General features: G+C 72.4%; 12 protein-coding genes. 5 read left to right on the top strand and 7 right to left on the bottom strand.

Features of this window, described 5'->3' with window-relative positions; all coding sequences use genetic code 11:
- Window positions 1-93 precede the first annotated feature (93 nt).
- The 4 genes from C6Y14_RS23350 (at window position 94) to C6Y14_RS23365 (ending at window position 5570) form a co-directional block, all read left to right on the top strand.
- Complete coding sequence (locus tag C6Y14_RS23350; protein ID WP_107018745.1) at window positions 94-957, top strand: ABC transporter ATP-binding protein; 864 nt, start codon at window positions 94-96, stop codon at window positions 955-957.
- A gap of 190 nt (window positions 958-1147) precedes the next feature.
- Entirely contained in the window at window positions 1148-2215 is a 1068-nt protein-coding gene (locus C6Y14_RS23355; RefSeq protein WP_107018746.1) for an iron-siderophore ABC transporter substrate-binding protein, read from the top strand.
- A 41-nt stretch (window positions 2216-2256) separates the two neighbouring features.
- The gene (locus C6Y14_RS23360) at window positions 2257-4335 is read left to right on the top strand and encodes an iron ABC transporter permease (RefSeq protein WP_263973088.1); all 2079 of its coding nucleotides are present in this window, start codon (window positions 2257-2259) and stop codon (window positions 4333-4335) included.
- Window positions 4336-4361: 26 nt separating this feature from the next.
- Window positions 4362-5570 (top strand): peptidase C39 family protein, encoded by a 1209-nt coding sequence (locus C6Y14_RS23365; RefSeq protein ID WP_225891228.1) that lies wholly within the window; start codon window positions 4362-4364, stop codon window positions 5568-5570.
- A gap of 92 nt (window positions 5571-5662) precedes the next feature.
- On the opposite strand, the gene C6Y14_RS23370 is transcribed toward C6Y14_RS23365, so the two are convergent.
- Both C6Y14_RS23370 and C6Y14_RS23375 read right to left on the bottom strand, forming a co-directional pair.
- The gene (locus tag C6Y14_RS23370; protein WP_107018748.1) at window positions 5663-7354 is read right to left on the bottom strand and encodes a DUF885 domain-containing protein; all 1692 of its coding nucleotides are present in this window, start codon (window positions 7352-7354) and stop codon (window positions 5663-5665) included.
- A gap of 62 nt (window positions 7355-7416) precedes the next feature.
- Window positions 7417-7983: an Lrp/AsnC family transcriptional regulator gene (locus C6Y14_RS23375; protein ID WP_225891229.1), complete on the bottom strand. Its 567-nt coding sequence runs from the start codon at window positions 7981-7983 to the stop codon at window positions 7417-7419.
- Between the two features lie 60 nt (window positions 7984-8043).
- On the opposite strand from C6Y14_RS23375, the gene C6Y14_RS23380 reads away from it, so the two are divergent.
- On the top strand, window positions 8044-9336 hold the full coding sequence (locus C6Y14_RS23380; RefSeq protein ID WP_225891230.1) for a trans-sulfuration enzyme family protein: 1293 nt from the start codon (window positions 8044-8046) through the stop codon (window positions 9334-9336).
- Window positions 9337-9534: 198 nt separating this feature from the next.
- Here the strand turns inward: C6Y14_RS23380 and C6Y14_RS23385 are convergent, their stop codons facing one another.
- From C6Y14_RS23385 to C6Y14_RS23405, 5 genes are all read right to left on the bottom strand, one after another.
- Entirely contained in the window at window positions 9535-11004 is a 1470-nt protein-coding gene (locus C6Y14_RS23385) for a GNAT family N-acetyltransferase (protein WP_107018749.1), read from the bottom strand.
- A 153-nt stretch (window positions 11005-11157) separates the two neighbouring features.
- Window positions 11158-13938, bottom strand: coding sequence for a DUF7824 domain-containing protein (locus C6Y14_RS23390; protein WP_225891231.1), 2781 nt, complete (start codon window positions 13936-13938; stop codon window positions 11158-11160).
- On the bottom strand, window positions 13935-15338 hold the full coding sequence (locus C6Y14_RS23395; protein ID WP_107018750.1) for an SWIM zinc finger family protein: 1404 nt from the start codon (window positions 15336-15338) through the stop codon (window positions 13935-13937). The genes C6Y14_RS23390 and C6Y14_RS23395 overlap by 4 nt, the downstream gene beginning before the upstream one ends.
- A gap of 185 nt (window positions 15339-15523) precedes the next feature.
- On the bottom strand, window positions 15524-17116 hold the full coding sequence (locus C6Y14_RS23400) for an alkaline phosphatase D family protein (RefSeq protein WP_107018751.1): 1593 nt from the start codon (window positions 17114-17116) through the stop codon (window positions 15524-15526).
- Window positions 17117-17362: 246 nt separating this feature from the next.
- Complete coding sequence (locus C6Y14_RS23405) at window positions 17363-18229, bottom strand: alpha/beta fold hydrolase (RefSeq protein ID WP_107018752.1); 867 nt, start codon at window positions 18227-18229, stop codon at window positions 17363-17365.
- Between the last annotated feature and the right edge of the window lie 31 nt (window positions 18230-18260).

Below are 18260 nucleotides of genomic sequence, written 5' to 3' on the forward strand. Positions count from 1 at the left end.
TACTCTTCTCGGAGTTAGGCAACCCTTAGTTCGGCGAATGCCGGACCGGGGAGCTGCCGCATTCCCTGCCTCTCCGAGCGTCCGGACCCACTGATGTTCACAAGCCCCCTCCGGCGCGCCGGTCGTCCCGTGGCCGGCCCCGCCCTGCCGGTGGCCGCCCTCAACGGACACGACCTGGTCCTGCGGTACGGCGGCACACCGGTCGTCCACGGTGTCTCGCTGTCCCTGGCACCCGGCCGCGCGACCGCGCTGGTGGGGCCGAACGGGAGCGGGAAGTCCACGCTGCTGCGCGCCCTCTCCCGACTGCACCGCGTGGACGGCGGCCGGCTGACGCTCGGCGCCCCCGACGGGCCGCACGAGCGTGACGCGGCCCTGCTCAGCGCCCGGCGGTTCGCCCGCGAGGTCACGCTGTTCTCGCAGTCGCGGCCCGCGCCCCAGGGCCTGACGGTCGCGGAGGTCGTCGCGTTCGGACGGCACCCGTACCGGCGCGGCTTCGCCGGACCGACCGCCGAGGACCGCACCGCCATCGACCACGCCATGGGCGTCACCGGCGTACGGGACATGGCGGACCGGCCGGTCGGGGAACTCTCCGGCGGGGAGATGCAGCGGGTCTGGCTCGCCGCCTGCCTGGCGCAGGACACCGGTGTGGTGCTGCTGGACGAACCGACCAACCACCTGGACCTGCGCTACCAGATCGAGACCCTCGACCTGATACGCGATCTCGTCGAGGAGCACGGCATCGCGGTCGGGGTCGTCCTGCACGACCTCGACCAGGCGTCCCGCGTCGCGGACACGCTGGTCCTGATGCGCTCCGGCCGCGTCCACGCGGCGGGAAAACCCGCCGATGTCCTCACCGCCGAGAACATCGGAGAGGTCTACGACATCCGTGTCGAGGTCGGCGTGGACCCGCGCACGGGCCGTCTCCGTATCGACCCGCTCGGCCGCCATCCCGCCTGAGCCCGTCGCCTGAACCCCAGTAGGACAGCCCACCACGGCGGCACGTCTGCCGCCCCACCGCACGCCGTACCGCAGCGCGTCTCAGCGCGCCGCAGCACACCCATGCCACGACGCGCCCCGTCGCGAGCGACGAGAAACCCGCCGCGAGCGACAAGAAACCCGTCGTGAACAACAAGAAAGAGGACCCCTCATGAACCGTGCCCGTCTCCTGGCGGCATCGGCCTCCACAGGACTCATCGTCCTCGCCGCAACGGCCTGCGGCACGACCGACGTCGACGACAAGGCCGACGCCGGGAGCAGCGCGAGCGCGTCGCCCGCGTCGCAGAGCTGCGCCGACGACACCACGGCCACCTCGACCGGGCCGGTCTCCTTCAAGGACGGCGTCGGCCGACAGGTGAAGCTCGACAAGCCCGCCAAGCGGATCGCGGTCCTGGAATGGCAGCAGGTCGAGGACGCGCTCACCCTGTGCGTCACCCCCACCGCGGTCTCCGACGCGAAGGGGTACAGCACCTGGGTCAGCGCCGAGAAGCTGCCCAGCGGCGTGACCGACATCGGCACGCGTGAGGAGCCCGACCTCGACACCCTCTACGCGGCGAAGCCCGATCTCATCGTCGTGGAGGCGTTCGACGCCGACGACGAGACCCTCAAGAAGCTGGAGAAGCGCGGCGTCCCCGTGATGGCCACGCGCGGCGCGTACCCGAAGGACCCGATCGGGAACATGCGTGACGTGTTCAGCATGATCGGCGAGGCGACGGGCCGCACCGAGCGGGCCGACCAGGTCCTCAAGGAGTTCGACGACCATCTCGCGACGGCGAAGAAGCAGGTCACCGACGCCGACCTGCCGACCAAGGACTTCCTGTTCTTCGACGGCTGGCTGGAGGGCGGCAACCTCACCGTCCGCCCCTACAGCGACGGCGCCCTCTTCACCGAGATAGGCAAGGAGCTCGGCATGAACCCCGTGTGGACCGCCGACGTCAACAAGGCCCACGGGGACGGCGGCGTCGACAAGTCCTACGGCCTCGCGCAGACCGACGTCGAAGGCCTCACCTCGGTGGGCGACGCCAACCTCTTCTACGCCAATGACGAGGGCGCCGGCGGATACGTCGCCGCGCTGGAGAATAACCCGCTCTGGAAGTCCATGCCCGCAGTCAAGGAAGGCCGCGCGCACGCGTTCCCGGCCCGGGTGTGGGGCGCCGGCGGCCCGCGTTCCTGCGCGCAGGCGATCGACGCCTACGTCGACGTACTCGACAAGAAGTGAGCACTCGACAAGAAGTGAGCACGACGCAGACAACGGCACCCATGAAGGAAGCAGCGCCGCCGCGCGTCGAGCGCGGCGGCGGCCCCTCCGGGGTGGCCGTCCTGGCACTCCTGCTCGCCGTGACCGTCCTGGTCGGCATGTGGCATCTGACGCAGGGCACGTCGGGCGTCGGCGTCACCGACCTCGTGCGGTACTTCGCCGGGGAACGGGCGGACACCGGCGGGACCGCGGTCAGCGAGATCCTCATCGGCTCGCGCCTGCCGCGTCTGTTCGCGGGCGTGGCGGTGGGCTTCGCCCTCGGCTGCGCCGGCGCGCTGCTGCAGTCCGTCACGCACAACACGCTCGCCTCACCCGACACCCTCGCGGTCACGGCGGGCGCCTACTTCACGCTCACGCTCGCTGCGGCCTTCGGGCTCACCGTCCCGCTCTGGGCGTCGGGCGCCGTCGCCTTCGCCGGCGGTCTGGTCGCGGCGGCGCTCGTCCTGCTCCTCGCGGGCAAGGCAGCGGGCACCACCGGTACCCGTCTCGTCCTCGCCGGATCGGCGACGGCGATGGCCCTGGACGCGGCGAGCGGGATGCTCCTCATCCTGTTCAAGCAGAACACCACCGGCCTCTTCGCCTGGGGGAGCGGTTCGCTCGCCCAGCTGAACATCGACGCGTCGGTACGCGCCCTGCCCGTGGTGGTCCTGGTGCTGTGCGTCGCCCTGGCACTGTCCCGGCGGCTCGACGTGATGCACCTCGGCGACGACGCCGCGGCCACCCTCGGCGTGCCGATCCGCACCACCCGAGTCACCGCCGTGCTCTGCGCGGTGCTTCTGACCGGCACGGCAGTCACCCTCGCGGGCCCGATCGGATTCGTCGGCCTCGGCGCCCCCGTCCTGGCCCGCCTGATCGCCGGACGGGTCAGGGCGCTGCGCCCGCACCTCCTCCTCGTGCCCGCCGCCGGGCTGCTCGGCGCCCTGCTCATCCTGCTCGCGGACGCGACCCTGCGCGCCGTCCAGGGCGCGGAGGGCGCCGCCTCCATTCCCACCGGCGTGCCCACCGCGCTCCTCGGCGCCGTGGTGATCGTGGTCCTCGCGCTCCGCCTGCGCGACACGGGCGCGCTCCGGCAGCCACCGCACGCCCGGGTCGCCGCACGCTCGCGCCGCGCGTACCTCCTCGTGGTGCTCGGCGCGGTGACACTCCTGGCGGCGACGGCCCTCGTGGCGGTCCTGGCGGGAAGCCTCTGGCTGCGTACGGGGGACCTCGTGCTCTGGGTCCAGGGCGCCGCCCCCGACCTGATCGGGCAGGCGCTCGACGACCGGGTCCCGCGTGTGCTCGCCGCGATCCTCGCCGGCGCGGCCCTCGGGCTGGCCGGCTGCGTCGTACAGAGCGCGGTGCGCAACCCGCTCGCGGAACCGGGCGTACTCGGCATCACGGCCGGTGCCGGGCTCGGTGCTGCGGCCGTCGTCACCTCGGGCCTGTCCGGCGGACGGCCGCTGCTCATCGTGGTCGCGGTCACGGCGGGGCTCGCCACGTTCGCGGTGATCGCCCTGCTGTCCTGGCGGGGCGGCTTCCTGCCCGACCGGTTCGTACTGATCGGCATCGGCTGCGGGTACGGCCTCAGCGCCGTCACCACGTTCCTGCTGCTGCGCGCCGACCCGTACAACACGCCCCGGATCTTCACCTGGCTCTCCGGTACGACGTACGGGCGCACGTTCCCCGACGTCGTACCGGTCGCCGTGGCCCTGGCGATCGCGCTCCCCGTGCTGCTCGCCATGCGGGACCGGCTCGACCTGCTCGCCGTCGACGAGGACACCCCGCGCATCGTCGGCGTCAGGCCGGTCCGTACCCGTTTCGCCGCCCTGGCGATCGCCGCGGTGCTCGCGGCGCTCAGCGTGATCGCCGTCGGAGTCGTCGGCTTCGTGGGGCTCGTCGCCCCGCACCTCGCCCGGTCACTGGTGGGCGCCCGGCACGGCCGCGCGATCCCGGTCGCGATGCTCCTCGGCGGACTGCTGGTCTGCGTGGCCGACGCCCTCGGCCGCACGGTCGTCGCACCCGCCCAGGTGCCGGCGGGCCTCATGATCGCCCTGGTCGGCGGCCCGTACTTCGTCTGGGTGCTCCGGAAGTCCCGCGCGTGACGCCGGGCCGACTCCGGACCACCGCCGTGACGCAACAGCAGGAGATGTACGTGAAGAGTGTCGTCGTCCCGTTCGAGTACGACATCCCGAGCCCGCTGCTCGGACAGCTGGACGTGCCGGAGCGCTGGCACACGGTCGACCGTGCCGGCCACGCCCCTCACATCGTGGCGGTGCCGGGCGCCGATGCCGATGCCGACGCCGACGGCGGTGCCGAGGGTGCGGCCTGGGCCGCCGCCCTCGTGACGGCCCGCCCCGGCACGGCGTATCTGAAGATCGTCGACGCCGTCGGCGACGTACCGACAGCGGTCCGGGCCGTCCTCGCCCACGCGCGTGGGCGAGGTCTCGCGCAGGTCAAGTGGGAAGGGTGGACGGCGACACCGGAGGCCGCCGCTGCCGCCGGGTTCACGCCGTTGCGGCCTCCGCTCGCGCAGTCGGAGGGCGCGGCGGGCCCCGCGGCCGGTTACGTCCGCTGGCTGCACGACGACGACCCGGTGGCCGACCCCGCGCCGCACGACGACGGGTACCTCGCCCCTCCGTACTACGGGCAGTCCACGCACTTCACGTGCGGTGCCGTCACCGCCCTGGTCGCGCAGGCACACGCGGGGACGTTGGCGCGGGAGGCGTTCGACCGCGAGGCGGAGCTGACGCTGTGGCGCGGCGCGACCAACTTCCCCGCGTGCGAACCCGTCGGGCTCGGCGTCGCCGTACGCCGGACGTGGCCGTCGTCCCCCGTCACGGTCCACCTCGACACGGACCGGCCCGTCCTGCTGGATCACCTAGCGGAGAACGAGCAGGAGTGGCGTGCCCTGCTCCAACGCGCCTCGCGTACGGAGGCCGGGCGGACCGGTGTGCCGATCGACCCGGACCGCCTCTCGCTGACCGCGATCCGGGACGCGCTCGGACGACGGGAACATGTGCTGCTGCTCGTCTCGCTCGCCGCGATGCAGGGGTTCGACGTACCGCACTGGGTGCTGTGCCACGGCGTCGTACCCGGCGCCGTCGTGATCGACGACCCGTGGGCCAACGCGGCGACGGGGGACACCTGGGTGGACGCCCACCTGCTGCCGGTCCCCGACGGGTCGCTCGACACGATGTCGAACTTGGCGACGGCTTCGACGACTTCGAAGGCTTCGGCGGTCTCGATGGCTTCGGCGGTCTCGACGACTTCGACGGCTTCGGCGGAGCAGGTGGCGGACGGCTTTCGCGGGGCTGTGGTCATCGGCCGCCGACCCTGACCTTCGCGGGGCGTGCGGACAGCGGGCGAACCGCCCGCTGTCCGCACGCCCCGCGTCACCTGTCCCCTCCTGTCCCCTCCCGCCCTGTCCTGTCAGAGCCGGGACAGTTCGTCCACCAGGTCGTCCAGGCCCAGCGAACCCTGGGACAGCGCCGCCATGTGCCACGCCTTCGCGTCGAAGGCGTCGCCGTGGCGCTTGCGCGCGTTCTCCCGGCCCAGCAGCCAGGCGCGCTCGCCTAGCTTGTAGCCGATGGCCTGGCCCGGGATGGACAGGTAGCGGGTCAGCTCGCTCTCCACGAAGTCCGCGGGGCGGCTGCTGTGCGCGCCGAAGAACTCCTGGGCCAGGTCGGGAGTCCAGCGCTCACCCGGATGGAAGGGCGACTCCGCCGGAATCTCCAGCTCCAGGTGCATGCCGATGTCGACGATGACACGGGCCGCGCGCATCATCTGCGCGTCCAGGTAACCGAGCCGCTCCTCGGCGTCCTTGAGATAGCCGAGTTCGTCCATGAGCCGCTCCGCGTACAGGGCCCAGCCCTCGGCGTTGGCGCTGACGCCGCCGATGGTCGCCTGGTAGCGGGAGAGGTTCTCGGCGACGTGCACCCACTGGGCGAGCTGGAGATGATGGCCGGGCACGCCCTCGTGGTACCAGGTCGACACCAGGTCGTACACCGGGAAACGGGTCTGCCCCATCGTCGGCAGCCACGTACGGCCGGGGCGTGAGAAGTCCTCCGACGGTGCCGAGTAGTACGGGGCGGCGGCGCCGCCCGGCGGGGCGATGCGGGACTCCACCTTCCGTACCCGCTCGGCGAGGTCGAAGTGGGTGCCGTCCAGTTCCTCGATCGCCTGGTCCATCAGGCTCTGCAGCCACTCGCGGACCTCGTCGACCCCTTCGATGTGCCGGCCGTGCTCGTCGAGATGGGCGAGCGCCACCCACGGAGTCGCGGCGCCCGGCAGTACCTTCTCGGCCTCCTTCTCCATCTCGGCGAACAGCCGGTGGTATTCGGCCCAGCCGTACGCGTACGCCTCGTCCAGGTCGAGATCCGTACCGTTGAAGTAGCGCGACCAGCGCGCGTACCGCTCGCGGCCCACCGTGTCCGGCGCGCCCTCGATCGCGGGCGCGTACACGTCACGCATCCAGTCGCGCAGCGCGACCACGGCCGCGGTCGCCGTCCGGGCGGCCTCGTCGAGCTCCGCGCGCAGGGACTCCGGGCCCGCCGACGCGAAGTCCTCGAACCAGCCGCGGCCCGAACCGTCCGTGTCCGACCACTCGGTGAGCTGCCCGACGAAGGTCGCGGTCGGGCGCGGGCCCGCGTACAGCTTGCGCTCCAGGCCGAGGGAGAGGCACTCCCGATAGCCGGCGAGGGCCGTCGGCACCGCGCGCAGCCGCTCGGCGATCGCGACCCAGTCCTCGTCGGTGTCCGCCGGCGTCACGGTGAACACCTCGCGCACCGCGTGCACGGCCGTGTGCATGTTGCCGACGGCCCGCAGGCTCTCCTCGGCTTCGTGCACGCCCAGTTCGGCGGTGAGGCGCTCGCGCAGCAGGCGCGCGCACCGGCGCTCGATGTCACTGTCCGCGCCCGGCTGCCGCTCCGCCTCGTCGAGCCGGGCCAGCGTCGTCCTCGCCAGCTGCGCGAGCGCCTCCTGCCCGCCGGGCGAGGTGTCGGGCAGCCTGCTGGAACTCTCCTTCACTCCGAGGTACGTACCGGTGACCGGGTCGAGGGCGATGAGCTCGTCGACATAGGTGTCGGCGACCTCACGGGGCAGCGGGTTCTTCGTCTGTGACATACAGCCATCCTCATACGCGGACGGCCGTCGCGTCAGCCCCGTTTTTGAGGCCTTTTGCCTTGTCAGCCCGATTTCGCCGAGGGCGTGACACCCGAAGTCGCGGTACTCGGAGTCGCGGCACCCGGAGTCGCGGTACCCGAAGTCGATGCGCCCTGCGGGTCGGGCGGCAGGAGCGGCCCGCAGTCCCACTGCTGGAAGATCAACCGGGTCTCGACGCGCGCCACCTCGCGGTGCGCGGTGAAACCGTCGAGCACCAGCCGTTGCAGATCCGCCATGTCGGCGACCGCGACATGCACCAGATAGTCGTCGGGTCCGGTGAGATGGAAGACCGTACGCGACTCGGGCAGCGACCTGATCCGCTCCACGAACGGCCCGACCAACTCCCGCCGGTGCGGCCTGACCTGCACGGACAGGAGTGCCTCCAGGCCTCGTCCGAGCTTCGCCGGATCGAGCCGCAGCTGATGGCCGAGGATGACGCCCGAGCGCCGCAGCCGGGTGACCCGGTCCAGGCAGGTCGAGGGCGCCACCCCGATCTGTGCGGCGAGATCCCGGTAGGTGGTCCGGGCGTCGTTCTGCAGAAGCCGCAGAAGATGCAGGTCCACCGGGTCCAGTACGACGGATTCGCCCATGCGGCGAACGTAACACGGTGTTTCGCCCCGACGCCCCGGTTGTTGTTCAGGCTGCCGTGCATGGATCTCGGCAGCACTGACATACGCGACGACATACGCCAAGTGTGCGACGACATGGCGGCGGACGCGGCAGACACGGTGGGCGCAGCGGACACCGCAGACGCAGCGGACACGGCAGACCGGGCGGACACGGCAGACGGGGCGGGCGAGGTGTCGGGGCTCGGCGTACGGGCCCTGGACACCGAAGCCGTGCACGCGGGGCGCGACGATCTCGCCCGGCAGGGACTGCACGCCGTGCCGATCGACCTGTCCACGACCTATCCCTCGTACGACAGCCGCGGCGAGGCGGCCCGCATCGACGCCTTCGCCATCGACGGGGCCCAGCCGGACGGCCCGCCGGTCTACGGCCGGCTCGGCAACCCGACCGTCGCCCGCTTCGAGACGGCGCTCGCCCGGCTGGAGGGCACGCAGAGCGCCGTTGCCTTCGCGAGCGGCATGGCCGCGCTGAGCGCGGTGCTCCTCGTACGCAACTCCATGGGACTGCGCCATGTCGTGGCCGTACGGCCCCTCTACGGCTGCAGCGATCACCTGCTGACGGCCGGCCTCCTCGGCTCCGACGTGACGTGGGTCGACCCCGCCGGGATCCAGGACGCCCTGCGGCCGGACACCGGTCTGGTCCTGGTCGAGTCACCAGCCAACCCGACGCTCGCCGAACTCGATCTGCGGGCGATCGCCCACGCCTGCGGGAGCGTTCCGCTGCTCGCCGACAACACCTTCGCCACTCCCGTGCTGCAACGGCCCGCCGAACAGGGGGCACGGCTCGTGCTCCACAGCGCCACCAAGTACCTGGGCGGGCACGGCGACGTGATGGCCGGAGTGGTGGCCTGCGACGAGGAGTTCGCCGGACGGCTGCGGCAGATCCGCTTCGCCACGGGCGGCGTGCTGCATCCGCTCGCCGGCTATCTGCTGCTGCGCGGACTGTCGACGCTGCCCGTACGGGTACGCGCCGCCTCCGCGAACGCCGCGGAACTGGCCCGGCGCCTGTCCGCCGATCCGCGGATCGCCCGCGTCCACTATCCGCGGATCGGCGGTGCCATGATCGCGTTCGAGGTCCACGGCGACCCGCACGACGTGATCGCCGCGGTCCGGCTGGTCACCCCTGCGGTGAGCCTCGGCAGCGTCGACACGCTGATCCAGCATCCCGCCTCGATCAGTCATCGCGTCGTGGACGCGGAGGACCGGCGGGGCAGCGGCGTCAGCGACCGACTGCTGCGGCTTTCAGTGGGCCTGGAGGACGTGGACGACCTCTGGCGGGACCTGGACGGGGCGTTGGGGACGAACGTCTTGACGTGAGTCCCAGCGGTTGAGGTGTATCCCAGCGGTTGACGTGAGTCCCAGCGGTTGAGGTGAGCCCGAGCGGTTGAGGTGAGCCCGCGGCGGTGACGGACCCGGCAACCGTGCTGGGCCCGCCACCACCACGGGCTCACCTCAACCGCCACCGGCACCGCCACCACCCGTCACGGGCTCGTGCTCGTCGGCTGTCCTGACCCGTCAGTCGCGCACGGAGTGCTCGCGTTCGTGCCCGGCGGTCTCCGTGTGCGGCGACGCCGTCTCCAGCCGGGCCGTGATGACGAGCGTGCCCTCCTCGATCTGGTAGTCGAGGGGCAGGTCGAGGCCGCGCATCGCGGCGACCATGCCGGTGTTGGCGGCCTGCGTGACCGCGTACACGCTGTCGCAGCCGGCCTCGACGGCCATCGCCACCAGGCGGTTGAGCAGTTCACCGCCGATCCCGCGCCGCTGCCAGTCGTCCTCCACCAGCAGGGCGATCTCCGTCTCGTCGCCGTCCCACAGGAGATGTCCGAGCCCGACGACGCGCCCCGACGCGGTCTGCACGGCGAGCGTGCGCCCGAAGTGCGGGCTGAGAAGGTGCTTGAGGTACTTGTCCGCGTCGCCGACGGGCCCGTGGTACCGCATGCTCAACGTCCGCTGCGAGCACCGCTCGTGCATGGCCTTCGCCGCCTCGACGTCAGCGGCGTCGGCACGGCGCACGATGATGTCCTTGCCCTGCGGCAGCGTCAGTACGTCCCGGCTGCGCGGCACCCGCGGGCCCAGCCGCGCGTCCAGTTCGACCAGCGCCCTGGCCCGCGCGAACTCCGTCGGCGTGAACGGCAGATACGGCCGCTCCACAGTGATCACTCCACCCTCCGGTGCGCGCAACCGCATCACCGTGTCCTCCAGCGCCCCTTCGACGGGCGCCCCCGCCTCCGCACGATCCCCGCGCACCGACGTGGCGGGCAGCGAACGGATCGTGCACCGCCCCAGCAACTGCCTCAGCGCCAAGGGTAGTTCAGCCGCGTCCAGCGCCGTGCGGGTGGCCAGGCCCAGCACACGCGTGGGCGCGTCCACCAGGTCGTGCGCATCGGCCCGCTCGATCCAGGTCCCGAAACCGCCCGACAGCGACACGGCTCGCGTGACCTCGGACGCCGCCACCGGTGCGGGGGCGCGCAGCAGGAACTCGTCCACCGTGCCCTCGGCCAGCGGATGCGTCTGCAGGCTCAGGATGTCGACCCGCAGCTCCGCCAGCGCCGTGCACAGCGCGGCCAGCGAACCGGGCTCGTCCCGCACGGTGGTCCGCATCCGCCACAGCACGGTCTGGCCCGAGCCCGAGCCGGAGTCCGGCCCGGAGCCGCCGTCGGCACCGGTCTCCGGCGTGCTCGGGTCGCCCTCGACCGTCCCGGCCCGCCGCGCGGATGTGGTCGGCCGGGCGCCGGTATCGCCTGTCGGCGGCGCGTGACCGTGGCGGCGTGACCACCATGTGTGGAAGCCCGCCGTGGCGATCAGCGCGACCGCCGAGATGGCGAGGAGGGCGGGGCCGTCGGGGCCGTGCCCGAGCAGGTTGGCCACGGCGTCGGCGACCGCCACCGCCGTGAACAGAGCGGCCAGTTCGACGAGGTCCCTGCGCCAGTGGTGGACCGGCCGGCCGTTTTTCGCACGCGTCACATCACACATGTCTTGAGTCATACAGTCACTGTGAAGTACGGGTGTTGCGTGATCGCGAACGCTTTGTGACTGATCGGTTAAGTGTGTATCTGTCTTTTTTGTTGCATTTTTTACGATTCCCCTACGCAACTCGCCCACCCGGCTGAACGACCTGGTCGGCCCCGGTGATCCGGGTCAGGCGGCCACCCCCTGCTCCAGCGTGGCACGCAGCCGACGGGCCTGTGCCACGAGCCGCGACGAACCGCTCCGCTCCGCCACCTGCGCGAGATGCTCCACCTCGCCTTGCGCGCCGGTCCGCTCGGCGCACTCGGCGCCGACCGCCAGCAGTTCGCCCATCCCGCGGGCGGCCGGAACCGCGCCGTCCGCGGCAAGGCCCGCGAGCAGGGCGGGCAGCGCGGCCCCGAGTATCGACCAGACGGTTGCGTACGCTCCGGTCGTCGCCGCGGTCCGTACGGACTCGGCGAGCCGCAGCGGCTTCACCGCTCCCTTCCGTACCAGCTGTCCCAGATCCCCGCCTAGCCTCCCGGCATCCAACTGCCCTCGCGCGGCGAGCACCAGCAGGGCGTCCACCGCGCTGAGCCGGTCCTCCGGGTGACGCGCGCCCAGCCCGTACGCCACGCACAGGTGCACGGCCTCACCCGCTTCGCCCTCCGCCTCGGCGAGCAGCGGCAGGACCGCGGCCCCACCCCGGACGTCCTCCACCGCGACCGCGGAGACCTCGCGCACCAGACGCGCGGCCACCACCTCCCGCAGCCCGGGCACCACGGCCAGCCAGTGCTGCCGCTCGACCTGGGTCCAGTAATGGGGGCAGTACCTGCGCGCCTCGAAGCCGCTCATGGGCATGCCGAGCCGACGGAACGCCAGAGGGAGTTCCTCCGGGAGCCCGTCGAGCTCGCCGAGTTCGAGCACGATGCGCTCCGCCGAGACGCGGCGGCTGCTCGTGGGTGTCGTCGGGCCCTCGCTCAGGAGCCGGCGTGCCAGCCGCTCACCCTCCACCGTGCCCAGCGCGGCGGCCCGTCCGGCTGCGGCCCCGCTCACCGCCCGGTCGTCGCGGCGCACCCGGAGCAGCGCCTGCGTGAAGTCGGCCTCGCCGGGCCGGGCCCCGAGCCGGTGGTACTCGGCGAGTCGGTCCACCAGCTCGTCCGGCTCCAGGAACCCCGACGACCAGGTGGGCGTGGCCAGAAGGAACGGCATCGGGTCGGTCCGCACCCGGTAGGCCGCCTCCCACAGCCGTGCGTTGAAGACGGCGGACAGCGCGCTGTGCACACAGGGGTCCGACTGCGGACCGTGCTGATGGGCCTTGAGCAGCGTGGACGTGCGCACCCGGTCCAGCAGGGCCGCGAGCACCACCTCAAGGCCGTACGGTTCGCGCCGGAAGTATTCGTCCGACGAGTGGTGAGGACGATCGGTGCCCATCCACCAGCTGCGGGCGAGCGTCGGCTTCAGAGCCTCGGTCAGCTCCTCCCGACGCAGGTACGTGTGCCGCACCAGGCCGTCCAGAGTGCGCTCGAACACCGCCATGTCGGTGTCGGCGGACACCATCAGGGCTCCGACCTCCTCGGCCAGCTCGACCACGGAGTCCGGCGCGGGCGCGAGCCGTACGGGCTCGGGCGCGGGCGGCAGCAGCTCAAGGTGCGGCTGCGGCGCCAGCTCGTCCGCGTCCAGCCCCAGGGCCGCGATCGCACGTACCCGCAGACCGGCGCTCAACTGGGCCGCGCCATCCGCCACTTCGTCACGCGCCCGCGGGTTCGCCGTACCGATCCCGCCGATGTGTCGTTCCACCAGCTTCAGAGCCCGCTCCTGGACGTCCATGTCCTCGTGCCCGAAAGCGTGCGCCACCGCGGGCAACAGCTCCGCCGCGCTCGCCGGGTCGCGCCGGAGCACTTTTCCGAGGAGCACGAGCTGGGCGCGCACCAGCTTCTTCTCCGTGCGGAACAGCACGACCGCGGACATCTCGGCGAGCTGCCGATGCGTGATCGCGCCGGCCAGCGCCAGCGAACCCAGCACCTCCCGCGCGTGCGACGCCACGGTGGAGGCCGGGTGGGAGGCGAGCGCCAGCCAGTCCGCCACGCGCTCCCGCTCCTCGTCCCCGGTCGGCTCAAGCGCGGTCAACAGCCTGAGGAAGACCCGGCAGTCGGACGCGACGACCCCGCGCAGCAGCCGGGCGACACAGGCGTCGACCATGGCCTCACGGTCGAGGAGGCCTTCCTCGGTGAGTTTCGCCAGAGCGCTGATCCAGCTCTCGGGGCCGTCACCGAACAGCCAGTCAAGATGGCTGCCGATCTCCGGGATCTCGAAGAGGGCGGCCACGAGCCGCGCCGTGTACGGATCCTGCCGCAGCCGGTCCAGGACGGAGTCACCCCGCTGCCAGAGGCTGCCGATCTGTTCGACCCAGCCGATCACATAGGTCTCCGTCGTCGGCACCGGGCAACCGGACAGCCGTACCAGCCCCGCCATCAGCTCGTAGGGCACCTGGGAGGTCGACGGACGGTCCGCGAGTCGCTGCGCGAGGTCGCCCAGCCAGTCCCGCTCCCGGTCGCCCAGCACATGGAGCAGGACCGCGGGGGACGCCTGGGACCAGCGCATGTCGGCTGCGGCGAGCCAGGTCGCCGTACCGGCCGCTCCGGTGTGGCAGGCCGCCCCCGCCGCGTGCAGTGTGGGGTACGCCTTGCGGGACGTGGAGTTCCAGGGCTCGGTGCGCAGCTCCTTGCGCAGTTCCTTGAGCGCCGGCAGACAGAGCCGCCGCTCGGGGTCCGTCATCCCGTCGAGCAGGCCCGCGGCCTCACCCGTCCGGCCCGCCCGCACGGCCCTCAGCAACGCGTCGCTCACCGACACCACCTCGTTCACCGCAACCACCCCGTTCACCGTCACCACCCCGTTCCTCGAAGCCGACCCACCCACCGGCCTGTTCACCCGCACCACCGCGTCACGCACCACCGACATCGCACCGCTCATCGCGCACCCCCGTCGACCAGAACCTCGGCCTGTCCGGACACCGCGCCGCGGCGGACCATCCGTACCGCCAGCGCGTGCTTGCACGGGCCGCGTCCGCCGCGGTACTTGGCCCACCACAGGCAGGTGCAGCTCAGCACTCCCGCGTCGTCGCGCACCCGGTGCGCGTGCCCGTCCTGCGCGGTCACCGTGCCGAGGGTGCCGTCCAGGACCACCGCGCCCGCGCCCACGAGGTCCCGGGCGGCCCGCAGCCGGGGGTTGTGCCGCTCCACGCGATCGGCGTCGTAGGGCAGTTCACGGTGGAAGTAGGCGGCCTCCGCGGTGTCGTAGCCCACGCGCCCCGAGGTGCCCAGCCGTACGAGGGCCGCCCGCACCCGCTCGGCGGGCAGTCCCGAGGAGGCGGACAGATCACCGACGTCGATCCTGGGTTCCCACGCCAGCAGCACCGAGATCAGCTCCGCGTCCTCGGCGGCCTCGTCCGTGGCCAGCGCGTCGAGGACCCCGCCCTCACCGGAGAAGCCCCGGGAGACCTCGGGCGACAGTGTCAGCGTGAGCCGCATCCCGGGCAGGACGACCTCCCAGGCACTGGCCGCCGCGGCGGTCCCGGTGAGCGCGGGACCGTACACCCGCAGGGCCGACGCGTGCCGGAGCACCCTCTGGAGCGCGACCAGGCGCTCCGGGCCCGGGAGACAGACCGCCCCGGGCACCGGCCGGGTCGTCGGCCGCAGGACGCGACCCGCGGGCACCACCCACTGCACACCCCGGGAGGAGCCGCGCGCACCGGAGCGGGGCAGTGATCGCAGGAACCGCACAGCCTCGGCCGCGGGCAGCTCGGCACGCAGATCGAAGCCCGCGGCCGTCACCTGTGCCTCGGCGAAACCCCGCAGCCAACGGTCCGGCAGGGGCACCTTCTTCTCCACGACCGGACCGTCCAGGGTGGTCACGGCCATCTCGTCCGGACCGACGCGCATGTGCAGCGGGTCGTCCGAGCCGATCCTCGACAGCGCGTCGCGCAGGGGGTTGTTGACGTCGACGTTCGTCGTGCCGTGTCCCACCTCGCCGCCGTCGAGGCCCGCCGTCAGCACGTCCAGCCTTGCGTACACCCCGCCGCAGCCGGAGAAGGACTCGAAGCGCAACCGGTCGCCGTTGCCCGTGACCACCGGGTCCAGGGACGACCGCAGCTGCTGCTGGTAATAACGCGCCCCCGCCACATCGGCCACCGCGAGCAGCCCGGCGGACGCCACCTGAGGCGACGTCAGGAAACCGGCGAAGAAACGGGGATGGTCCTCGACACCACGGGGCGTCGTACCCCGTGAGGTCTCAAGTCCCAGGCGCCGGCCGTCCGGTGCGGACTCCAGCGTGGAGGATCGGGTGTAGGCCACGGCCTGCAGAGATCGCGTCATGGAAAAACCGTAGAGGCGACCACTGACAATCGCTCTGACCTGCGAAGACGCGGGGATTGCAGGGAGCTCGGGCAATCCGACGTGCCGCGTACCGGGGGATGACGCCGGTACGCGGCACGAGGCAGAAGATTACGGGAGCCGGAGCCCTTCACGTGACCCCGGTGAAACTACCGCCCCTCGGTGAACTACTGCCCCACGCGCCCCGGTTGCAGCACCTTCGTGAACAGCACCGCCCCGCCGGTCGCCCGCAGACGGACCGTCAGCTCGCCGCTCTGCCCGTCGATGTCGACCTCGCCGAAATACTGGGGCGACTCCATGGGCGAGACGTTCGCCCTGTCGGGTGCCTGGACGAAGACCCGGTCCGGACCGAACGTGCCGTCCAGCGCGTTCGCCTGGAAACCGCCCGCGGCGAGCGGACCGGACACGAACTCCCAGAACGGCGCGAAGTCCTTGAAGGCCGCCCGCGACGGGTCGTAGTGCTGCGCCGAGGTGTAGTGCACGTCCGCCGTCAGCCACACCGTGCCGGTGATCCGGCGGTGTTTGACGAACCGCAGCAGCTCCGCGATCTGCAGCTCGCGGCCCAGCGGCGCGCCCGGGTCTCCCTGCGCGACGGCCTCGATGTCCGTCGCGCCGTCCGGTACGACCAGGCCGAGCGGCATGTCGGAGGCGATCACCTTCCACACCGCCCGCGAACGCGCCAGCTCCCTCTTCAGCCAGACGAGCTGCTCCGCGCCCAGGATGCCGACGGTGTCGTCGGGCTGCCGGTCGGGGGAGTTGGCGTTGCGGAACGTCCGCATGTCGAGCACGAAGACGTCCAGCAGCGGACCGTGGCGTACGACCCGGTGCACCCGGCCGTCCTCGCCCGTGGCGGGCAGGGTGGAGATCGGGAAGTACTCGCTGAAGGCCTTGCGCGCGCGGCCGGCGAGCGTGTCGACGTCCTTCACCGTGTAGCGGGCGTCGGTGAGGATCTCGCCCGGGTACCAGTTGTTGGTGACCTCGTGGTCGTCCCACTGGGTGATCGTGGGGACCTGTGCGTTGAAGCGGCGTACGTTCTCGTCGAGCAGCGAGTAGCGGAAGTTGCCGCGGTACTCGGCCAGGGTCTCCGCGACTTTGGACTTCTCCTCGGTGGTGACGTTCCGCCAGGCCCGGCCGTCCGGCAGCGTCACGGACGACGACAGCGGGCCGTCCGCGTAGATGGTGTCGCCGCTGCACAGGAAGAAGTCCGGGTTCCGGCGGCGCATCTCCTCGTACGCGTAGAGGCCGCCGATGTCCGGATTGATGCCCCAGCCCTGGCCCACGATGTCGCCGGACCACAGGAAACGGACGTCCTGGCGCCGCTTGGCGGGCGCGGTCCTGAAGGTGCCCGCCACGGGTTCGCCGGTACGGCGGTGGTCGTCCGGGTCGGCCAGCGTCACCCGGTAGTGGATCTGCTCCCCGGACGGCAGACCGCGCAACGGGACCCTGCCCGTGAAGTCCGTGTCGGCGCCCAGGAGAGGGCCGTGCCATGTTCGGGACCTGCGGAAGGACTCGGTCGCGGAGGTCTCCACGATCATGCGGGCGGGGCGGTCGGCGCGGACCCACACCAGGCCGGAGTCCGTGGTCACGTCGCCGGCCTGGACACCCCAGCGCGCCTGGGGCCGCCCGGACAGGGCGAACGCCGGGGCCGCGCCGGCCGCGCCGAGGGCGGAGGGCAGGGCGAGTGCCGCCGACGCGGCGAGCGAGCCGCGCAGGACGCTGCGGCGGCCGGGGAGCGGGCGGCTCGGCGGGCTGGGTGACATGGGGCGCCTCCTGGGGCGGGTTCGGCGGGTGTGCATGGCTACACCTACTGGTGTGCCGCAGCGCACGCGCAAACCACAAGTGAACAACGCGCATCGCTGGAAGCGGTGCGTCTGGCCCGTGGGGCGTGCGCGGGCCGGTGGGGGGGGCGAAAAGATTGCGCCGTTCCCCGCACCCCTAGGTACCTAGGGGCGCGGGGAACGGCGCGGGCCACCCCCACCGGGGCCGCAGACGACGTCCGGAGCGGTTCAAGCCCAGGCGCGCTGTGCCGCGGGGGACGGCGTACGGCGGCTGCCGTCGAGGAGGACGCGCGCGACCAGCGCGGGATCGTCGTTCATCGGGACGTGCCCGCAGCCGGGGAGCCGCACGAGCCGGGCCCGGGGGATGATCCGCTTGGCGCGGACTCCCTGGCGGCGGACCAGGATGCGGTCCCGGGTGCCCCAGGCGACGGTCACGGGAAGGCCGGGGACGTCGTCCGTGAAGCGGACCGAGGTGCCCGCCCTGAGGGTCTCGGTGAATCCCCGGGCACCGGCCAGCGCGAGGGTCTCGGCGACCACCGCCTCCGGTGAACGGCGGGCGGGACGTGCGTAGATGCTGCTGGTCAGCACCGCGCGCCCGGCCGCCGACCGGGACAGCCGCTCGACCAGCGGGAGCGGCATGCTCCGCGCGGCCTGCCGCATCGCCTGCAGCAGGCCGAACGCGTACCGCCGCTCCGCGGGCGACCAGAACCCGGCGGGCGACAGCGCCGTGACGGACCGTACGAGCTTCTCGCGGCCCAGTTCCAGGGCCAGCAGGCCGCCCAGGGAGTTGCCCGCCACATGCGGCCGGTCGAGCTCCAGCGTCTCGCACAGCGCGGCGAGCGCCGCGTTCATCGTCGCCAGGTCGTGGGTGAGGCCCTCGGGCAGCGCGGGGGACTCGCCGAAGCCGGGCAGGTCCACCGCGATCACGTCCCGTTCGGTCGCCAGGAGGTCGACGACCGGGTCCCACGCCTGCCGGTGATGGCCTATCCCGTGCAGCAGCAGAAGCGGTTCGCCGCTGCCCACGCGCGTGTACGCGAGGGTCACGGTCCGCGGGCCGTGCGGAGAGGTGACGCTGAAGGAGACCGTGGCGGCCATGTGGCTTGCTCCTCGGCTGTGACTCGCTGAC

The organism is Streptomyces dioscori, from assembly GCF_003024195.1.
Classification (GTDB): domain Bacteria; phylum Actinomycetota; class Actinomycetes; order Streptomycetales; family Streptomycetaceae; genus Streptomyces; species Streptomyces dioscori.

Bases quoted from the DNA above. Each gene is read 5' to 3' on its own strand.
- C6Y14_RS23390 (WP_225891231.1), bottom strand. From the start codon at position 13,938: ATGAGCGGTGCGATGTCGGTGGTGCGTGACGCGGTGGTGCGGGTGAAC.
- C6Y14_RS23370 (WP_107018748.1), bottom strand. From the start codon at position 7,354: ATGTCACAGACGAAGAACCCGCTGCCCCGTGAGGTCGCCGACACCTAT.
- C6Y14_RS23400 (WP_107018751.1), bottom strand. From the start codon at position 17,116: ATGTCACCCAGCCCGCCGAGCCGCCCGCTCCCCGGCCGCCGCAGCGTC.
- C6Y14_RS23405 (WP_107018752.1), bottom strand. From the start codon at position 18,229: ATGGCCGCCACGGTCTCCTTCAGCGTCACCTCTCCGCACGGCCCGCGG.
- C6Y14_RS23360 (WP_263973088.1), top strand. From the start codon at position 2,257: ATGAAGGAAGCAGCGCCGCCGCGCGTCGAGCGCGGCGGCGGCCCCTCC.
- C6Y14_RS23350 (WP_107018745.1), top strand. From the start codon at position 94: ATGTTCACAAGCCCCCTCCGGCGCGCCGGTCGTCCCGTGGCCGGCCCC.
- C6Y14_RS23395 (WP_107018750.1), bottom strand. From the start codon at position 15,338: ATGACGCGATCTCTGCAGGCCGTGGCCTACACCCGATCCTCCACGCTG.
- C6Y14_RS23375 (WP_225891229.1), bottom strand. From the start codon at position 7,983: ATGGGCGAATCCGTCGTACTGGACCCGGTGGACCTGCATCTTCTGCGG.
- C6Y14_RS23380 (WP_225891230.1), top strand. From the start codon at position 8,044: ATGGATCTCGGCAGCACTGACATACGCGACGACATACGCCAAGTGTGC.
- C6Y14_RS23355 (WP_107018746.1), top strand. From the start codon at position 1,148: ATGAACCGTGCCCGTCTCCTGGCGGCATCGGCCTCCACAGGACTCATC.
- C6Y14_RS23385 (WP_107018749.1), bottom strand. From the start codon at position 11,004: ATGACTCAAGACATGTGTGATGTGACGCGTGCGAAAAACGGCCGGCCG.